Consider the following 15,905-nt stretch of genomic DNA (forward strand, 5'->3'; position numbering starts at 1 on the left):
AATAGACCCGAAGGCAACTGTTAAGCTTACATCAGGCGCTGCTGTCCCCCTACCCGGCAATTTTATGAATACTCCTGACTCTCTACCCCAGTCTTTACCTCGGAAATTCGCCAAAGTTCTCCTCCATCCCCTCGTGGTGTCCTCCGTCGCCGTCGCGGGCATTGCCGCGTTTCAGGCTGAACGCCTCACGGAGAAAGTCACCGAGGCCCTGTTTCCCGCCGCACCCGCTCCCGTCACGGAGGTGAAAGCCTTACTGGTGAATCAATTTGAGGGAAAAACCGAACTCACCACCGCCGAAGTTCTCCTCGAAACTGTGGTCCGCACCCATCAGGATCGGATGTTTGGTCATCTCTATTTAGGACAAACGGTGGTTCTCTATCAAGGGGTGGGACGAGTTCGCGCTGGAATTGACCTAGACCAATTAGAGGTCAAATCCGTCGATCGCGCTAATGGCCAGATTCACCTTCTCCTCCCCCCGCCCTATCTGGTGCAAGCGGATTTAGATATCGATGAATCGGGCATTTTAGAACATCACCGCACCTGGTTCGCCCCCAATGTTGAGACGCAACTTTACAGTGAGGCCCAACAAACGGCCCTGCTGCAAATTCGCGAACAAGCCTGTCAGGATGGCCTGTTGCAAAAAGCTGATCAGGAAGCCGAAACCCTAATTCGCAGGATTCTACAGGCAGCAGAATACACCGACATTACCATTGAAAGCCAATTGGGGCGATCGCCTAGTTGTCTCATGAACGCCGCACGCTAACTGCCCCGGTCTAAGTGATGCGTTCCGGCAAGTTTGAATCGATGGGTCTAGGTCACAACCCGAACTGATGCCGGAACACATCCTACCACTGTTCCCTTCTTTTGCCTCTTGCCCCTTGCCATCCCCTCCTGGGAGGGGCAGGGGTGGGTTATGCCTTTTGCCTCTTGATTTGCCTCTTGCCCCTTGCCATCCCCTCCTGGGAGGGGCAGGGGTGGGTTATGCCTTTTGCCTCTTGCCCCTTGCCATCCCCTCCTGGGAGGGGCAGGGGTGGGTTATGCCTTTTGCCTCTTGATTTGCCTCTTGCCCCTTGCCATCCCCTCCTGGGAGGGGCAGGGGTGGGTTATGCCTTTTGCCTCTTGCCTTTTGCCTTCTTCCCCCTCAAGCACTAAAGTACTTCGCCACCGGGTGATACACCACAAACGCCGTCGTGGACTGTTCAGGATAGAGTTGTTCACTCTCATCCATAAACATCCCGATGCGATCGGTTCCCATTAACTCCAACTGGCGATACTGATCCGACACCTTCGGACAAGCCGGATAGCCAAAACTATAGCGTGACCCCTGATGGCGTTGCGCTAACACATCCCGCACATTATCCGGTTCGAGATGACCATACCCCAACTCCCGGCGAATGCGAGCGTGAATCCACTCGGCCATGGCCTCGGCGACCTGTACCGCCATGCCGTGATAATAGAGATAATCCGTGTACTCATTGGCCGCAAACAGTTCATGGGCGAACTTCGTGGCGATTTCTCCTACCGTTACCGCCTGCATGGGGAAGACATCAATCACCCCACTCTCCTTAGGTGCAAAGAAGTCCGATAAACACAACCGCCGTAGCGATCGCTGACGGGGAAAACTAAACGTCGCCGCTGGTTCCCCTAACTGGCCCGCTTCCGCCTCTTCCGGGTAATACACATGAAGGGAATTCCCCTCCGACTGACAGGGGAAATAGCCATAAATAATCGTCGGATGTAGGAGATTTTCCTCGACAATCCGCCGCTTCCAATGGTCCAGAATGGGATAGACCTCTTTCTCTAGGAAAGCATCATACTCCTCCCGAGACTGTTCCCGAGGTTTGCGGAATTGCCATTGTCCCGCAATCAAAGCCTGTAAATCCAAATACCAGAATAACTCCTCTAGGGGGATATCCTCCGGGGTGAGAATCTTGGTTCCCCAGAATGGCGGTTGGGGGCGATCGATATCCACATCTACCGCCTCGGAACGGCGAGTATCGATTTCCACCACTTGAGGCGTTTCTGACTCCTGGGAGGACTCTGAGGTGTCAGTGGGACTGTCTGATTCAGCGGCCTCCTCCTCTAACGCCACTTCATCCAAAAAGCCCTGCAAATCATCCCAATTGCCCTCAGCTTTGGCTGGCATTAACTTGTCCATAAAATGCAAGTCAGCAAAGGCATCTTTGCCATAAACAACCTTGCCCTTATAGGTGTTTTGACAGTCCTTATAAACAAACTTAGGCGTAAGTGCCGCCCCCCCTAAAATCACCGGAACGGTAATTCCCTCCTCATTAAACCGCTCCAAATTATCCTTCATAAATGCCGTCGATTTCACCAACAAGCCACTCATGGCAATACAATCCGCACCATGTTCTCGATAGGCTTGAATGATGTTTTCCACCGGTTGTTTGATTCCCAAATTAACAACCTTATAGCCATTATTGGAAAGAATAATATCGACTAAATTCTTGCCAATATCATGGACATCTCCCTTAACTGTTGCAATCAAAAAGGTTCCCTTACCGCGACCATCGGAGTCCTCCTTATCCATATAAGGTTCCAGATAAGCCACCGCCGCTTTCATAGTTTGCGCCGACTGTAAGACAAAGGGAAGTTGCATTTGTCCCGACCCAAATAACTCCCCAACGACTTTCATCCCATCCAGGAGGAAGACATTGATAATATGCAACGGTTCATAGTCTTGACGCGCTTTTTCCAATGACTCCTCTAAGCCAATTCGCTCCCCATCAATAATATGCTGTTTAAGCTGTTCCTCAATGGGAAGATTCTTATCAATGGCTTCGGTTTTCTTGGCCGATTTCCCTTGAAACAGGGTTGTTAACACTCCCAGGGGGTCATAGGTACAGACATCCCCATCAAACTCCCGTTGATCATAAATCAGTTTGCGGCAGATCTCCTGATGGTCGGGGTCAATCTTAGCCAGGGGTAAAATCTTGCTGGCGCTGACAATGGCTGAATCTAATCCCGCTTCCATGGCATCATGGAGAAATACGGAATTGAGAACCTGTCGCGCCGCCGCATTCAAGCCAAAGGAGATATTAGACACCCCCAGGGTAATATGACATTCCGGGAGTTCCTGACGAATGCGACGGATAGATTCAATGGTGGCTTTACCATTTTCCCGGTCTTCCTCAATCCCTGTGGAGACGGGAAGGGCCAGGGGGTCAAAAAATAGTTCTCGGGCCGGAATCCCAAACTCAATGGCGGCGTAGTAGGCCCGTTTGGCGATTTCAAATTTCTTGTCGGCGGTTCGGGCCATTCCCTCCTCGTCGATGGTCCCAATCACCACCCCCGCGCCGTACTGCTTGGCAATTTCCAGGACTTTATAGAAGCGTTCTTCGCCATCTTCGTAGTTGGTGGAGTTCAGCAGACATTTTCCACCGGCCACCTTTAACCCCGCTTCCATCTTCTGCCATTCTGTGGAATCCAACATCAACGGCAGCTTGACATTATTGACCAAACGTGACACGAGTTCGTGCATATCTTGCACCCCATCTCGGCCCACGTAATCGACGTTAACATCGAGGATTTGTGCGCCTTCGCGTTCCTGCGATCGCGCCAGGGCCACCAAACCATCCCAATCCTCATTATTGAGCAGCGTCCGCATTTTCTTAGACCCACTGGCGTTGAGGCGTTCGCCAATAATCAGGAAGGAATTATCCTGCTCATAGGTTTGGGTACTATAAATCGAAGCGGCGGCGGCTTCATAATGGGGGTGACGCACTTTCGGGGTCAGCTCTCGGCTAATCTCGGCTAAGGCCGCGATATGTTCAGGACGAGTTCCGCAGCAGCCGCCAATCACCTGCACCCCCAAGTCCTCGATGAAGTGCATCAAGGCCATCCGCAGTTCCAGAGGAGTTAGTTTATAGTGAGCTTGGCCGCCGACGTTTTCCGGGAGTCCGGCGTTGGGGATACAGGAGACGATGAAGGGGGAATGGTCCGACAGATAGCGGATATGGTCTTTCATCAAGTCGGGACCGGTGGCGCAGTTGAGACCCAGAATATCGATGTTATAGGGTTCGAGAATTGCCAAAGCAGCGCCAATTTCGGACCCCACCAGCATGGTTCCGAACTGTTCCATGGTGACGGACACCATAATCGGACGACGTTGGCCCCGTTGTTCAAAGACGGTTTCCACGGCGTTGAGAGCGGCTTTAATTTGCAGCACATCCTGACAGGTTTCAATCAGGAATAGGTCAACCCCGCCATCGTAGAGGCCCTGAACTTGGGTGATATAGGCATCCCGGAGACTGTCGAAGTCGATATGGCCCAGGGTGGGGAGTTTGGTTCCGGGTCCCATGGAACCGGCAACGAAGCGGGGTTTCTCGGGGGTTGAATAGTCGGCGGTGATGCTTTTAGCCAGTTCGGCGGCGGCTTTGTTGAGGGAGTAAGATTGGTCGGCGAGGTCGTATTCGGCGAGGACGAGGGGAGTTCCGCCGAAGGTATCAGTTTCGATGACATCAGCCCCCGCGTCGAGGAAACCGCGATGCACTGTGGCGACAGCATCGGGTTTGGTTTTGACCAGGTATTCGTTGCAGCCTTCGTACTCTGGCCCACCGAAGTCCTCGGCGGTCAGGTTTTGCACTTGTAGGTTGGTTCCCATAGCACCGTCGAAGACGAGAACGGGACGGTTAGGACTATGGAGGCGTTCGAGGAAGGCGCTAGTCATACCAGGTCGAATGGGCGTTGATGGGTTAGTCCTTTATTTTATCAGGACTTTTGCCGCCGGGTCGGGACAAAGTACGCTGGTCAGCAATTCTCATTATGGAAATTTTGTCCGAGCTTATTACAAATTTCTCAATAGTGATTCTTAAAAGCCCCATTCCTTCTTCAAGCTTGGGCATCTTGGAACAGGATGCAAGTCAAAATGAGAATTGCTGCCTGACCCGCCACAACCTCCTCTGAGGACTCCCATTTTGCTATAATTGGGAATCGTTTTTTTTAATTATCTTCATTACCTGTGAAACTTCCTCAAAAATTGATGCTGCTCGGTTCCGGTGAACTGGGGAAAGAAGTTGTTATCGCCGCGCAACGGTTAGGAAATACCGTGATTGCGGTCGATCGCTATGCCAATGCGCCGGCCATGCAGGTAGCAGACATTGCTGAAGTGGTTTCCATGCAGGATGGGGATGCGTTGGAGCGGCTGGTGAAACACCATCAGCCGGATTATGTGGTTCCCGAGATTGAAGCTATCCGCACCAGTAAGTTATTGGACTTAGAACGTCAGGGATTTCGCATCATCCCTACGGCGGCGGCCACGAATTACACCATGAACCGTGATCGCATCCGGGAATTGGCCCATACTGAGTTAGGCGTCCGCACCCCTCGTTACGGCTACGCCAATGATTTAGCCAGTTTAGAAGCCATTTCCCAAGACTTAGGATTTCCCAATGTCGTCAAGCCGGTGATGTCCTCCTCGGGGAAAGGCCAATCGGTGGTTCACTCTCCCGAGGAGGTGTTCCAGGCTTGGGAATATGCCATGACGGGATCTCGTGGTGAGAGTGAGCGGGTGATTGTGGAGGAGTTTATTGATTTTGAGGTCGAAATTACCCTCCTGACGCTGCGACAGTGGAATGGAACCACCCTATTTTGTCCCCCCATTGGTCATCGTCAGGAACGAGGGGATTATCAGGAATCTTGGCAGCCGGTGGGATTGTCGGAGGTAAAAATTACCCAGGCCCAGGAGATGGCGAAAACCGTCACCTCGGCCTTGGGGGGGGCAGGAATTTTTGGGGTTGAGTTTTTTGTCACTCGGGATGAGGTAATTTTCTCGGAGTTATCGCCGCGTCCCCATGATACGGGGATGGTGACGATGGTCTCTCAGAACCTCAATGAGTTTGAGTTACATCTGCGGGCTATTTTAGGCCTGCCAATTCCCAAAATTGAGGTGTTGTCCCCAGGCGCGAGTGCGGTGATTTTGAGCGATCGCGATTCGGATACTGTGTTTTATGAGGGGGTGGATGAGGCCCTGTCCCAACCCGATGTGGAGATTCGCCTCTTTGGTAAGGAAACTGCTCGTCCCTATCGTCGCATGGGGGTGGCTCTGGCCAAAGGGGACACCATTGAACAGGCACGTCAGAAAGCAACCCAGGCGGCGGCTAAGGTGCGCTTAGGGTATGGGGATAAGGAATAGTAGACTCTTGAAACAGGACGACTCATTATTTCAAAACCCCTTTTAGACAGGTTTTCACTTTAAGTAATACAAGGTTTTCAAAGTCTTGCCATATAAGGCTGTAGGGGCGAAGGGCTGTTCGCTCTCCCCCAGCGTTACCCTATGGCGAGCCTTTCCAAACATGGTATAAAGCGTCCTAATTGATGTGTCTTTCTCGGCATGGAAGTAGCGGCTCTAGTATTGGGTTTGCTATAATGTTGATGTAAAGTTCAACATTTGCGGGGAAGGGATTATGACTCGGACTTGTACCGCCACCACGCCTCAGCGTCGTCGTCTCCGCCAAGCCGCTGCATCAAGTAATCGCTATCTGAATGCTGTGATTCACCAGTTCGGGGGGTCTGATGCGGTGACGATTCAGGGAAAGGAACGCAACACCTATCGCGTCGTCGCCGAGATGAACAATGTGGCAATTCGGGGAACGATGGCCCATGTGACTCAAACCTTGGAGGATGTACGTCAAACCCGTTCTGCTTACAGTGATGAGGAGTTACGACAGATAACGGAGTTGGAGTTACAGGAGGCTCGAATGCTGCGGGAGACGCAACCCCAGGGTCATCTGGATATCATCCGTGTGGTCTCCCAAGTGATTGAGAGTTGCTAAGATTTGGCGGTATTTTAATTAAACCACTGGGGGCATTCGGTGCAACAGCTTAATCTGTTTGAATCAGAGTTCGTGAATTTGGCACCGGTTCCCCCCAGTTTACCAGGTGCTACATTTACCTTTGTCGATTTATTTGCGGGGATTGGCGGCTTTAGAATTGCCTTAGAACGTTTGGGGGGTCAATGTTTAGGGTATTCAGAAATTGATGCCGAGGCGATCGCCGTCTATCAGAAAAACTTTATCACTCCTGTTGGTTCTTCTGAACGCAACTTAGGGGATGTGCAAAAAATTGGCAAGTTACCGGAGTCCATTGATCTGATTGTCGGTGGGGTTCCCTGTCAGCCTTGGTCAATTGCGGGGAAAATTAAGGGATTTGAGGATAATCGCGGCAAACTTTGGTTTGATGTGATTCGGATTATTGAACAGAATCACCCTAAAGCTTTTATTTTTGAAAATGTCAAAGGTCTCATGGAACCCCGCCACCGTGAGAGTTTAGATTCGATTGTGACCGAACTGAGTCAACGAGGCTATGAGGTCACGTTTCAGGTTTTGAATTCCTATGATTTTGGCTTACCCCAAGACCGCGATCGCATTTTCATTGTCGGGATTCAAACGACTATCAAGACCTACTCTAAGTTTAGGTTTCCTGAACCCTTAGGTGATAAGCCACGACTCTATGACTGTATTGAGGGGGTAGAACGTCGTCCAATTCAGAAACAGAAATTTCCGCCTGAGCACTTATTTGGCGATCGCATCCCCGCATCCCGAGGGCGTTTTCAAAAAATTGATGAACTGAATAACTTTTTTCTCTTTTCAGATGTCCGAGATGGCCATACCACGATTCACTCTTGGGATTTAATTGAAACCAGTGAACGAGAAAAAGAGATTTGTTTGACCCTACTTCGCAATCGACGCAAGAAGAAATATGGACTCAAAGATGGGAATCCGTTACGTTTTGAGCATTTACAAAAGCTGATTCCTGATTTAGCGGTTGAGGAGTTAGAGAAACTGGTGGAGAAAAAGATATTACGTCACGTTCAATCTAACACCATTTTTCGAGATATTGGCTATACATCTGATACTGAGGAGGGCGAACGGCTGTTCGCCCCTACAGATATCTATGGTACGACTTCTGAAAAATGTTATAACAAATATGAGTTTGTCAATTCAAAAATTTCAGCAGGAATCAATGGTGTGGCTAAAATTATCCTCCCTCATGCTGATGCGATCGGCACGTTGACGGCTACCGGAATGCGAGATTATGTTGCGACCTGTTCGTTAGATCATCAAGACCCCAATAGTTACAAACAGGAGTTTATCGAGAAGATTTATAAGCCAAGAAAATTTAAACCCATTTCGGCCCAGGATTATGCCCGATTACAGGGGTTTCCCGATAACTTCATGATGGCGAGACGAGAGGCCATTGCTCGTAAACAGTTTGGGAATGCGGTATCCGTTCCTGTCGTCTATCATTTGACGCGATCGCTCCTTAATGTGTTGTCAGCCTTCGGGATTAACCCCTCTTTCCTCGTCCGTGAGAGGGGTTAAGTCCAGGCTGGCGTAGATGTCCGCCAGGGGTGCGTCAAGATTTAGGCTTTCAATCCTGGCGATCGCCTCTAAGCCTTGATAGGTATCCAACAGCCAGCGATCGTCCTGAGTTCGCTGGAATACCTCAACCATGTAAGTTTGGGAACTCACCAGAACATAATCTTGCAAACTGGGAATACTCCGATAGCATTGAAACTTTCTACCTCGGTCAAACGATTCGGTTGATTCAGATAACACTTCAATGATGACTACAGGTTTATCAACATAAACGAGACTGCTGTCGTCATTGGGATCACAGGTGACCAGCAAATCAGGATAAAAAAAGCGTTGTCCCTCATTAATTCTAACTTTAACGTCGGCAAAGTAGGTGCGACAGGGAGAGTGGTGAAGGGTGTTACGCAAGAGAAGGTAAAGGTTACCACTGATGATATTATGGGCTTTCCCTGTCCCCGCCATCGCGTAAACTTTCCCATCGAGATATTCATGTTTGATGGGGCTATAAAATTCTCGCTCTAGGTACTCTTCTGGACTGATATAATCGTCAGATGTTACAGAAATCATGGGTGTTTGAGGAGTTACAGGGCCTCCAGTATAACCAGGATTCTAGGACTGACCATCGAGCCATCGCTGTAAGATAACGGCGGCGGCTTTGCGATCGATTGCCCCTTTATCTTGAGACGGATGTCGTCCCGAAGCCCGGATTAACTCCTCAGCTTCGATGGAACTGAGACGTTCATCGACAAACTCGATGGGAAGTCCTAATGCGGCACTGATACGGTGGGCCAGCTTCTCCAGCCGTTGGGCCTGTTTACCCATGGTTCCATCGTCGAGAGTATAGGGCATCCCCACCACTAAAACCGTGGCCTGACGTTCGTTGACGAGTTGACGCAAGGCCTCGATATCTTGGGCGAAACTACTGCGTTTGATGGTGGTGAGTTCTGTAGCCAGTAAGCCTAAGCCGTCGCAACCGGCCACTCCGATGCGACGGCGACCTAAATCTAGGCCTAAAGCAGCAACTCGCGGCTTCATGGGCGATCGCCATTCCCGTTTTGCGGATGATGATTCGGCTGATCTTGGGGGCAATCGCCATTGCCATTCTGCTGATGGCGTTCATCTTTCACCGGCTGCGGGGATTGATGAGACCAAATCATTCGTCCGGGGACGGGTTTACGAGAGGGTTGTAAGCCGCCTAAGACATCAGACAGTTGCAGGCCTTCTAGGGCGACTTGTTTGGTTTCCCGCAGTTTGTGCCAGACGGAACGGGACATTAACAGCGTGTTGGCGATGGGTTCAGCTCCGATACTGGTGAGATATTCTTCTCGTTCCGGCTGATAGTCCGTTGAGGCCAGCCGTAGGGATTGGGGGGGCAACTGTTGGGTGATCCGGGCCATCTGGGCCAGGAGTTCTGGGTATAACCAGGTGTAGGCGGGATGAACCGTCAGTTGGGCTTCGTGGTGGCTGCCACCGTCGCGGCTGAGGCGAATTTGGAAATAGCCGATCGCCGCCTTGCGTTGTGGTTCAAAAACATAGCCACTGACGACTTCAGTTTTGGCAAACCACTGTTTGATTCCTGAGAGGATGGATTCAAAGAGGCTGGTTTTGAAGTCGAGAATGTGGCGATCGAACACCTGACGCACCAGAGGCGGCATAGAAACGGTGTCGAGTTGATAGAGGAGTTGGGCGTCGGAGTTGCTGACGGGGGTGAGATTGGGTAAATCGGGTTCCCGTTCCCCGAGTTGGGCCAGAAGTTCCGGTTCAATGGTCCAATAGGTCATCTGGGCCAGGGGTTGAAAGCCATTTTGGCGATAGAGGGCCATGGCCGTGTTATCGCTAACTTCGACTTCCACAATCCAGGTTCGGGCTTCCCAGATGGCTTGCAGACAATGACGCAGCAGAATCGTTCCCGTGTCTTGGCTACCGGCGGCGGGATCGGCGATCGCGCGATCGACTCGCCAGGTGGTGGAGGTACGGTTCACCGGCGAGACTTGGATGGCCCCGAGGAGGCGGCGATCGCATTGGGCGACATAGGCCCGCAGTGAATTTCGGTAGGGGTTGGGAAAGAGGCTGAGGAGTTTGAGGAGTCCGTAGCGTTGGCGGATGCGATCGAGATCCAGGGCCAGATCCAGTTGATCACTGGGGCTTTTGGCCGTGAAGGCATCGGCTTGCAGGAGAGATTCGATGTTATCCAAGTCCCGATATTGAATGGGGCGAATATCAATGGTGGGTGTCATCGAAGTTGGCGGAGTGGGAGTTGAGGAAGTCATGGGGAAACCTGGGGGGACGAGGGCAACCGACGGGGGGGCAGAAGAACCACTACCGCCATTTTAACGAAGATTCTTAACTTCCCCAAAGGATCTAGGAGTTTCGGGGTCGGATGAGGACGACTGGGGTTTGTTCGTCGGCATTTCCGGCGGGGTTACTGCGTAGGGCGGTTTCTAGGAACGTATGGGGTAAATCTGGGGTGGCGGCCAGGACTTTGACGGCTTTTAGGTCATTGACATCGACGATCGCCGCTGATAATCCTGTTTCTTGCTGAATTCGCTGCACTACGGCCTGGGGGTCATCTGGCCCGAGAACAATAAATTGGTCGTAGGGGGGGAGGGTTCCGGTAACGTCATCAATCAGGCGGGCTTGTTCTCCGGCCAGTTGATAGAAGCCCCCCCGTTGGCCCAACAGACGCAGGCCGACGCCCCCGAGGAAGGCGAAAAAGACGCGAGGGGTTCCCACTTGGTCGATGAGGGTTTGCAGGCCGCAGGCGGTGGCCAGGCTGGAGGTGGGGAGGAACCAGTAACAGAGTCGCCGGGCCAGCCAGCCGGGTTTGACGGTGGCGGGATCTCGCAGTCGCCCTTGAATGATGGCCAGGGGGGTTTCGCCGATGGTGACGATGTCGCCATTTTTGGCATGGGGCATGACATAGCGACGAATCACCTCAACGGGATCGTCGAGATGGGTGAGGAGATGGGTTTTGACGGGAAACACCTCGGCGTTGTCTTTGGTGAGCCAGTTGGCGGGTGTGTCTGCGTCGGGGTATTGCAGGGGGAAGACGATATGTCCGGTTTTGGGGATGCGTCCGCCGGGGCCGTAGGTGAGATAGTTGAGTCGTAGCCAGAGGGTTTGCAGGCGATCGAGGTTCGGCCCGGTTAGGGCAACGTTGAGTTTGATGTGGGTACTGTGCCGGGCTTTGATGATGTAGGGGAACCAATAGCCATCGGGGCGGGCGGGGGCATCCTCATGGGCGGGGATGACCTCAATCTGGCAGGAGATGTCGGAGACGGAGGCTTTGGAGAGGAGGGTGGCGTTGGCGTTGACATCGGGAATCATGATTTCGAGTCCCTCGGTGGCGTTGAAGAGTTCCACGTCCCCTTGGATGTCGAGGTGATCGCCCTCGTGTTGGGTGATGGCCCAGGTTCCGGGGCGAAATTCGAGTTGGTTGCCCGGTTTCCGTCGGTAGTTGAGGTCCAGGGCGATCGCCCCCAGAACCATCACCAGAATGATGATGCCAATTCCAATTACAATGCCGATAATTACGTCGATCGCCACGATTCCTGTCTTGCCTCACAAATCCTAAAAACTCCCCTGGTTATACCATGGATAATCGGCAATTCCTCAATCGGCTCTTGAATCGACAGCACATCTTCCGGCGACGGATTCGGGTCTTTCTCGTTTTTTTACATCGTCATGGGTCGATGATCGGTCAATCATTTGGTTAACTCTTGTCAACTTAACACTCTAAAAATAGCTGTTTCATGAAGTTATAAAGTATCGTTTGATTCGCCATTTTTTAGGCAGGTTAAAGCTTAGAACCCTGGTTCCCCCTTTTTTCTTACCAGGCGCCTCAACTGGCTTGTCGCAACACACTCAGCTTCTTCAAATCAACTTTTTTCGCTCAATCTGGAAAAAGTGTGTTACCGTGTTTTTACGTAGATTTTACGTACTCAAGTGATGGCGACCCGAGATCGGCATTGGTAGAACTCGGTCGCCGTGTTTAGGAAAAAATCTCCGTAGCCACCCGTAGCTTTTTGGAATTATTCAGAATATTAAAAATCCCTTACCCTTTGTGGGGTGAGAGCTTTTTATTTTTTTTGACACGGAGATGTTTGGTTTTCCGATCTGCAGTATTGCGTTCGGTTATGTTCAGTCACAAAACCATTCAGCTTACTTTTTGAGTAAGAAAAGTTTCTCATGAGTAATACCATTAGCACCGCAGTTCCGCTCGGCGATCTGAGCGAGCCAGTCACAATTAACTCCTCTATCAGCGGAAGTCGACAGCCTAGTCCAACTGACACGAATTTTTATCGAATCGATCTGGATCGAAGTAGTAGCTTGATTGCTACGTTTCAAGTGGCTAACACCCGCGGCTTTCCTAGCCTCAGTATCGTTTCTGATGCAAATAACAATGGATTAGTTGACCCAGGCGAAATTATTAGCACTGTAAGAGGTAGCGTGCGAGGTGATTCTAGCACGGTTGACTTGGGGGCAGGAACTTTCTTCATTCGTACAAATTTTGGACCTGTACTAGGAGAAACTGAAACAAGCTACACGTTCACCTTGAACAATACATCACTCGGTACTCTCGCTACAGACCCTGGAAATACAATCCCTTCGGCACTCGATATCGGAATTTTGCGCGGCGGAGAATCTTTCTCCGATGCGGTTGGCCCCTTTTCGCTAGATCCATTTGACTTCTATAAATTCACACTGGATCGGACAGAAGATGTCAATATCACCGTATCGGATGCAACGGGTTCAATTAGCTTTCTCCTGATCCAAGACTTGAATAATAATGGTGTTCTTGACAATGGTGAAACGTTAGAAAGTCGAGGTGCACGTGAAGACAGTCCGGGTTCGATTAACAGGACTCTGGAACCTGGTACATACTTTGTTCGGGTTCGGTCGGTACGCGAGGCACTTAGTGCTAACTACACCCTAAACTTCTTCACCGCTGGCAACAACAATCTTGGCAACGATGTCGTCAACGGAACCGAAGGCGACGACACGATCGCCAGCGGTGGCAGCAATGAGATCATCTTTGGAACCGAAGGTAACGACACGCTCGCAGGCAGCAACGGCAACGATATCATCCTCGGAAACACCGGCAACGATATCATCAACGGCGGTAACGGCGACGACATCCTCGCTGGCGGCGAGGGCAACGACATCCTCGACGGCGGCGACGGCAACGACATCATCTTCGGAAACACCGGCAACGATACCCTCTTCGGCGGCCCAGGCAACGACATCCTTTTCGGCGGTCAGGACGACGATATCCTTTTCGGCGGCGATGGCGATGACACCCTCTCGGGTGACTTCGGTAACGATACCCTCACTGGCGGTGCAGGTGCAAACACCTTCATCCTCCGCGACGTGCCAGGTTCCGACCTCATTACCGACTTTACCGTCGGTACGGACAAAATCGGACTCTCTCAACCGTTGACCTTTGACGCCCTAACCCTGGAAGTTAGCGACAGTAGTACGACCATTAGCTTCAGCGGCGAACTGCTGGCAACAGTCTCCGGGGTCGCGAATCTCAGTGCCAGTGACTTCATCTCACTGGGCTAGCTTAGGGTAAGTTCGGAAGGGGGAGGCACCTCGTAGGTTAATTTCATATATTTCCCCATGCCCAACCCTCAGAAACCGGGTTTCTTTGTTAAATCTTGGTGAAAGAATCAAGATGCTACTAGAAACCCGGTTTCTTTGACCTCACCCGCTGTTTTAGAGATTTGCACTGCACAATTAGGCTACAGTCTTCTAAAATAGACAATATCCAACCCATTAAATCACTCCCTTATGGCACTGACCCGAATCACCGCTACCGGAACCGCCACCATTCCTCCAGAAATTGTCGACTGGCTGAACTTAAAACCAGGCGATCGCATTAATATCGCCATTTCCCCTGATGGCAAAGTCTATTTAGAACCTGCCCCAAAAGCGGCTCAAATTGATGTCCGTACCTTATCGGGTTGTCTCTACAACCCTGACAGAAAACCCGTTTCTCTAGCGGAAATGGAACAAGCCATTGTTGAAGGTGCAGCAGAATCAATGTGAAAGGTTTGGATACCAATGTCATCGTCCGCTTTCTAGTCCGAGACGATGAGTCACAATGGCAGCAAGCGGATCGATATATCAATCAAGCCCTAGAAAATCATCAACCCTGCTTGATTAATAATATTGTCCTCTGTGAAGTGGTTTGGGTATTACGCAGTCAGTATAAAATTAAGCGAGATCAACTCATTACTATTCTAGAAAATCTCTTAAATACCAATATTTTTATATTTGAAAATTCCGATGATATCGCTTGGGCAATTCATCAAATGAAGTCGGGAAATGCTGATTTTTCTGATTATTTGATTGTTCGCATCAATCAACAGGCTGGCTGTGATGAAACCGCATCATTTGATGTCAAGCTAGGGCAATCATCCCAGGTTAACCGGCTGGATTCATAAACTTTCAGAAATCAGGTTTCTTGCTTAAATCTTTGTGAAGGAATCGAGATGCTGCCAGAAACCCGGTTTCTTTTGCCCAAACCCCCAGAAAACCGATGACTAAAGATTCCTAACTTTGCGTAACTCCTCCAAAAACTCCTCCCGCGTCACGGACCCTAAAACCTCGCGCCGTTCCTGGGTATAATCTCCCTGTCCCCAACCCATTTGTTGCAAAAAGCGAATCGCATCAGACTGTCCCAAATGATTGACTAAAATCTGATAGCCCTTTTCTCTTAATTCTAGTGCGTTCATCATTAACGACTCCTGTTTACTGCTCCTGTAAAACCTCAATCAGCCACACCACCGGATTACGAATAGCCACCTTTAATTGTAGTTCATGTCTGCGAGCCGTCTTGAGCAAGCGATCGCCCGTAGAAAGAAAAATATCCGGACGCTTCTGCACCAGCCAGATGAAAAGAATCAAAAAGCCCAAACCCTAGACCTTCTAGTTGTCGTGAACGTTCCTCAACTGCCTGATTGATTTCCTGCATTCGTGTTGCTAATGCCAAGAGATTAAAGATGCTGGCTTTTTTCTCCAGATTCCGCATTTTTTCCAGTTCTACGAGAATGGCTTCACTGGAAATTAGTTGCCATTCTCCCGTGCGAACCCGTTCCTGCACCCATTCATCAAAGGGGCGATTGAGACAACACACATCTAAATATACCGCAACTATCACACCCCCTGTAACTGCGCTGCCACCAACTCGCACACCTGCACCAACCCCTCATCCACCAACTCCAGATGACCGTTGAGGATATCATTTACTTTACTGGGACGATTGAGGATTTCTTGAATCAGGGCGAGATAAGCCTGCGATCGCTCTTCATCCATAGCCGCGCACCGGGTAAAGGACTATTGTTTTATCCCCATTTTACCCTTCGATTATCCTGCCGCAGTCGAGCATCAACGCCTCCGCAAAACCTACCCCCGTTTAGGGAATATGGACTTGAAAATTGCTGACATTTCTCGGGTTCAGAATGCCACCCTCCTCACGTGCAACGAGTCTGATTTTGGCATGATCCAAGAACTCTCTATCGAAAACTGGTCAATCAACGGTTCTGGAATCAGGGATAAATAAGC

At 50.6% G+C, this 15,905-nt stretch carries 15 protein-coding genes; 7 read left to right on the plus strand and 8 right to left on the minus strand.

Annotated features, from left to right (window positions below; translation table 11 throughout):
- Window positions 1-64: 64 nt before the first annotated feature.
- Window positions 65-763, plus strand: a complete 699-nt coding sequence (locus tag L855_RS03700; protein WP_159784321.1) for a DUF4230 domain-containing protein — start codon at window positions 65-67, stop codon at window positions 761-763.
- 378 nt (window positions 764-1,141) lie between these two features.
- Here the strand turns inward: L855_RS03700 and metH are convergent, their stop codons facing one another.
- Window positions 1,142-4,690 carry a methionine synthase gene (gene metH, locus L855_RS03705; RefSeq protein ID WP_159784324.1) on the minus strand — a complete coding sequence of 1,183 codons (3,549 nt, stop codon included), beginning with the start codon at window positions 4,688-4,690 and terminating at the stop codon, window positions 1,142-1,144.
- A 291-nt stretch (window positions 4,691-4,981) separates the two neighbouring features.
- Between metH and purT the strand changes: the two genes are divergently transcribed.
- The 3 genes from purT (at window position 4,982) to dcm (ending at window position 8,342) form a co-directional block, all read left to right on the plus strand.
- Window positions 4,982-6,154 carry a formate-dependent phosphoribosylglycinamide formyltransferase gene (purT, locus tag L855_RS03710; protein WP_281349476.1) on the plus strand — a complete coding sequence of 391 codons (1,173 nt, stop codon included), beginning with the start codon at window positions 4,982-4,984 and terminating at the stop codon, window positions 6,152-6,154.
- 271 nt (window positions 6,155-6,425) lie between these two features.
- Window positions 6,426-6,794: a hypothetical protein gene (locus L855_RS03715; protein ID WP_159784327.1), complete on the plus strand. Its 369-nt coding sequence runs from the start codon at window positions 6,426-6,428 to the stop codon at window positions 6,792-6,794.
- A gap of 39 nt (window positions 6,795-6,833) precedes the next feature.
- Window positions 6,834-8,342: a DNA (cytosine-5-)-methyltransferase gene (gene dcm, locus L855_RS03720; RefSeq protein ID WP_159784330.1), complete on the plus strand. Its 1,509-nt coding sequence runs from the start codon at window positions 6,834-6,836 to the stop codon at window positions 8,340-8,342.
- Here the strand turns inward: dcm and L855_RS03725 are convergent.
- The 4 genes from L855_RS03725 to L855_RS03740 form a co-directional block, all read right to left on the minus strand.
- Window positions 8,295-8,903: a Uma2 family endonuclease gene (locus tag L855_RS03725; RefSeq protein WP_159784333.1), complete on the minus strand. Its 609-nt coding sequence runs from the start codon at window positions 8,901-8,903 to the stop codon at window positions 8,295-8,297. The genes dcm and L855_RS03725 overlap by 48 nt on opposite strands.
- 42 nt (window positions 8,904-8,945) lie before the next feature.
- Entirely contained in the window at window positions 8,946-9,371 is a 426-nt protein-coding gene (gene ruvX / locus L855_RS03730) for a Holliday junction resolvase RuvX (protein WP_159784336.1), read from the minus strand.
- On the minus strand, window positions 9,368-10,606 hold the full coding sequence (locus L855_RS03735) for a GNAT family N-acetyltransferase (RefSeq protein ID WP_192924986.1): 1,239 nt from the start codon (window positions 10,604-10,606) through the stop codon (window positions 9,368-9,370). The genes ruvX and L855_RS03735 overlap by 4 nt, the downstream gene beginning before the upstream one ends.
- Before the next feature lie 91 nt (window positions 10,607-10,697).
- Entirely contained in the window at window positions 10,698-11,882 is a 1,185-nt protein-coding gene (locus L855_RS03740) for a F420-0:Gamma-glutamyl ligase (RefSeq protein ID WP_425500550.1), read from the minus strand.
- Between the two features lie 642 nt (window positions 11,883-12,524).
- Here L855_RS03740 and L855_RS03745 point away from each other — a divergent pair.
- The 3 genes from L855_RS03745 to L855_RS03755 all read left to right on the plus strand — a co-directional run bounded on the left by L855_RS03745 (window position 12,525) and on the right by L855_RS03755 (window position 14,785).
- Window positions 12,525-13,901, plus strand: coding sequence for a calcium-binding protein (locus tag L855_RS03745; protein WP_159784338.1), 1,377 nt, complete (start codon window positions 12,525-12,527; stop codon window positions 13,899-13,901).
- Window positions 13,902-14,129: 228 nt separating this feature from the next.
- Window positions 14,130-14,387 (plus strand): AbrB/MazE/SpoVT family DNA-binding domain-containing protein, encoded by a 258-nt coding sequence (locus L855_RS03750; protein WP_159784341.1) that lies wholly within the window; start codon window positions 14,130-14,132, stop codon window positions 14,385-14,387.
- Entirely contained in the window at window positions 14,384-14,785 is a 402-nt protein-coding gene (locus tag L855_RS03755) for a type II toxin-antitoxin system VapC family toxin (protein ID WP_159784344.1), read from the plus strand. Before L855_RS03750 ends, L855_RS03755 begins: the two co-directional genes overlap by 4 nt.
- 99 nt (window positions 14,786-14,884) lie before the next feature.
- Here the strand turns inward: L855_RS03755 and L855_RS03760 are convergent, their stop codons facing one another.
- The 3 genes from L855_RS03760 to L855_RS03770 all read right to left on the minus strand — a co-directional run bounded on the left by L855_RS03760 (window position 14,885) and on the right by L855_RS03770 (window position 15,656).
- Entirely contained in the window at window positions 14,885-15,079 is a 195-nt protein-coding gene (locus L855_RS03760; RefSeq protein WP_159784347.1) for a hypothetical protein, read from the minus strand.
- An 80-nt stretch (window positions 15,080-15,159) separates the two neighbouring features.
- Entirely contained in the window at window positions 15,160-15,501 is a 342-nt protein-coding gene (locus tag L855_RS03765; protein ID WP_246198713.1) for a hypothetical protein, read from the minus strand.
- Window positions 15,498-15,656 carry a hypothetical protein gene (locus tag L855_RS03770; protein ID WP_192924987.1) on the minus strand — a complete coding sequence of 53 codons (159 nt, stop codon included), beginning with the start codon at window positions 15,654-15,656 and terminating at the stop codon, window positions 15,498-15,500. Before L855_RS03770 ends, L855_RS03765 begins: the two co-directional genes overlap by 4 nt.
- Window positions 15,657-15,905: the final 249 nt, after the last annotated feature.

Origin of the sequence: Sodalinema gerasimenkoae IPPAS B-353, assembly GCF_009846485.1 — a bacterium.
Lineage (GTDB): Bacteria > Cyanobacteriota > Cyanobacteriia > Cyanobacteriales > Geitlerinemataceae > Sodalinema > Sodalinema gerasimenkoae.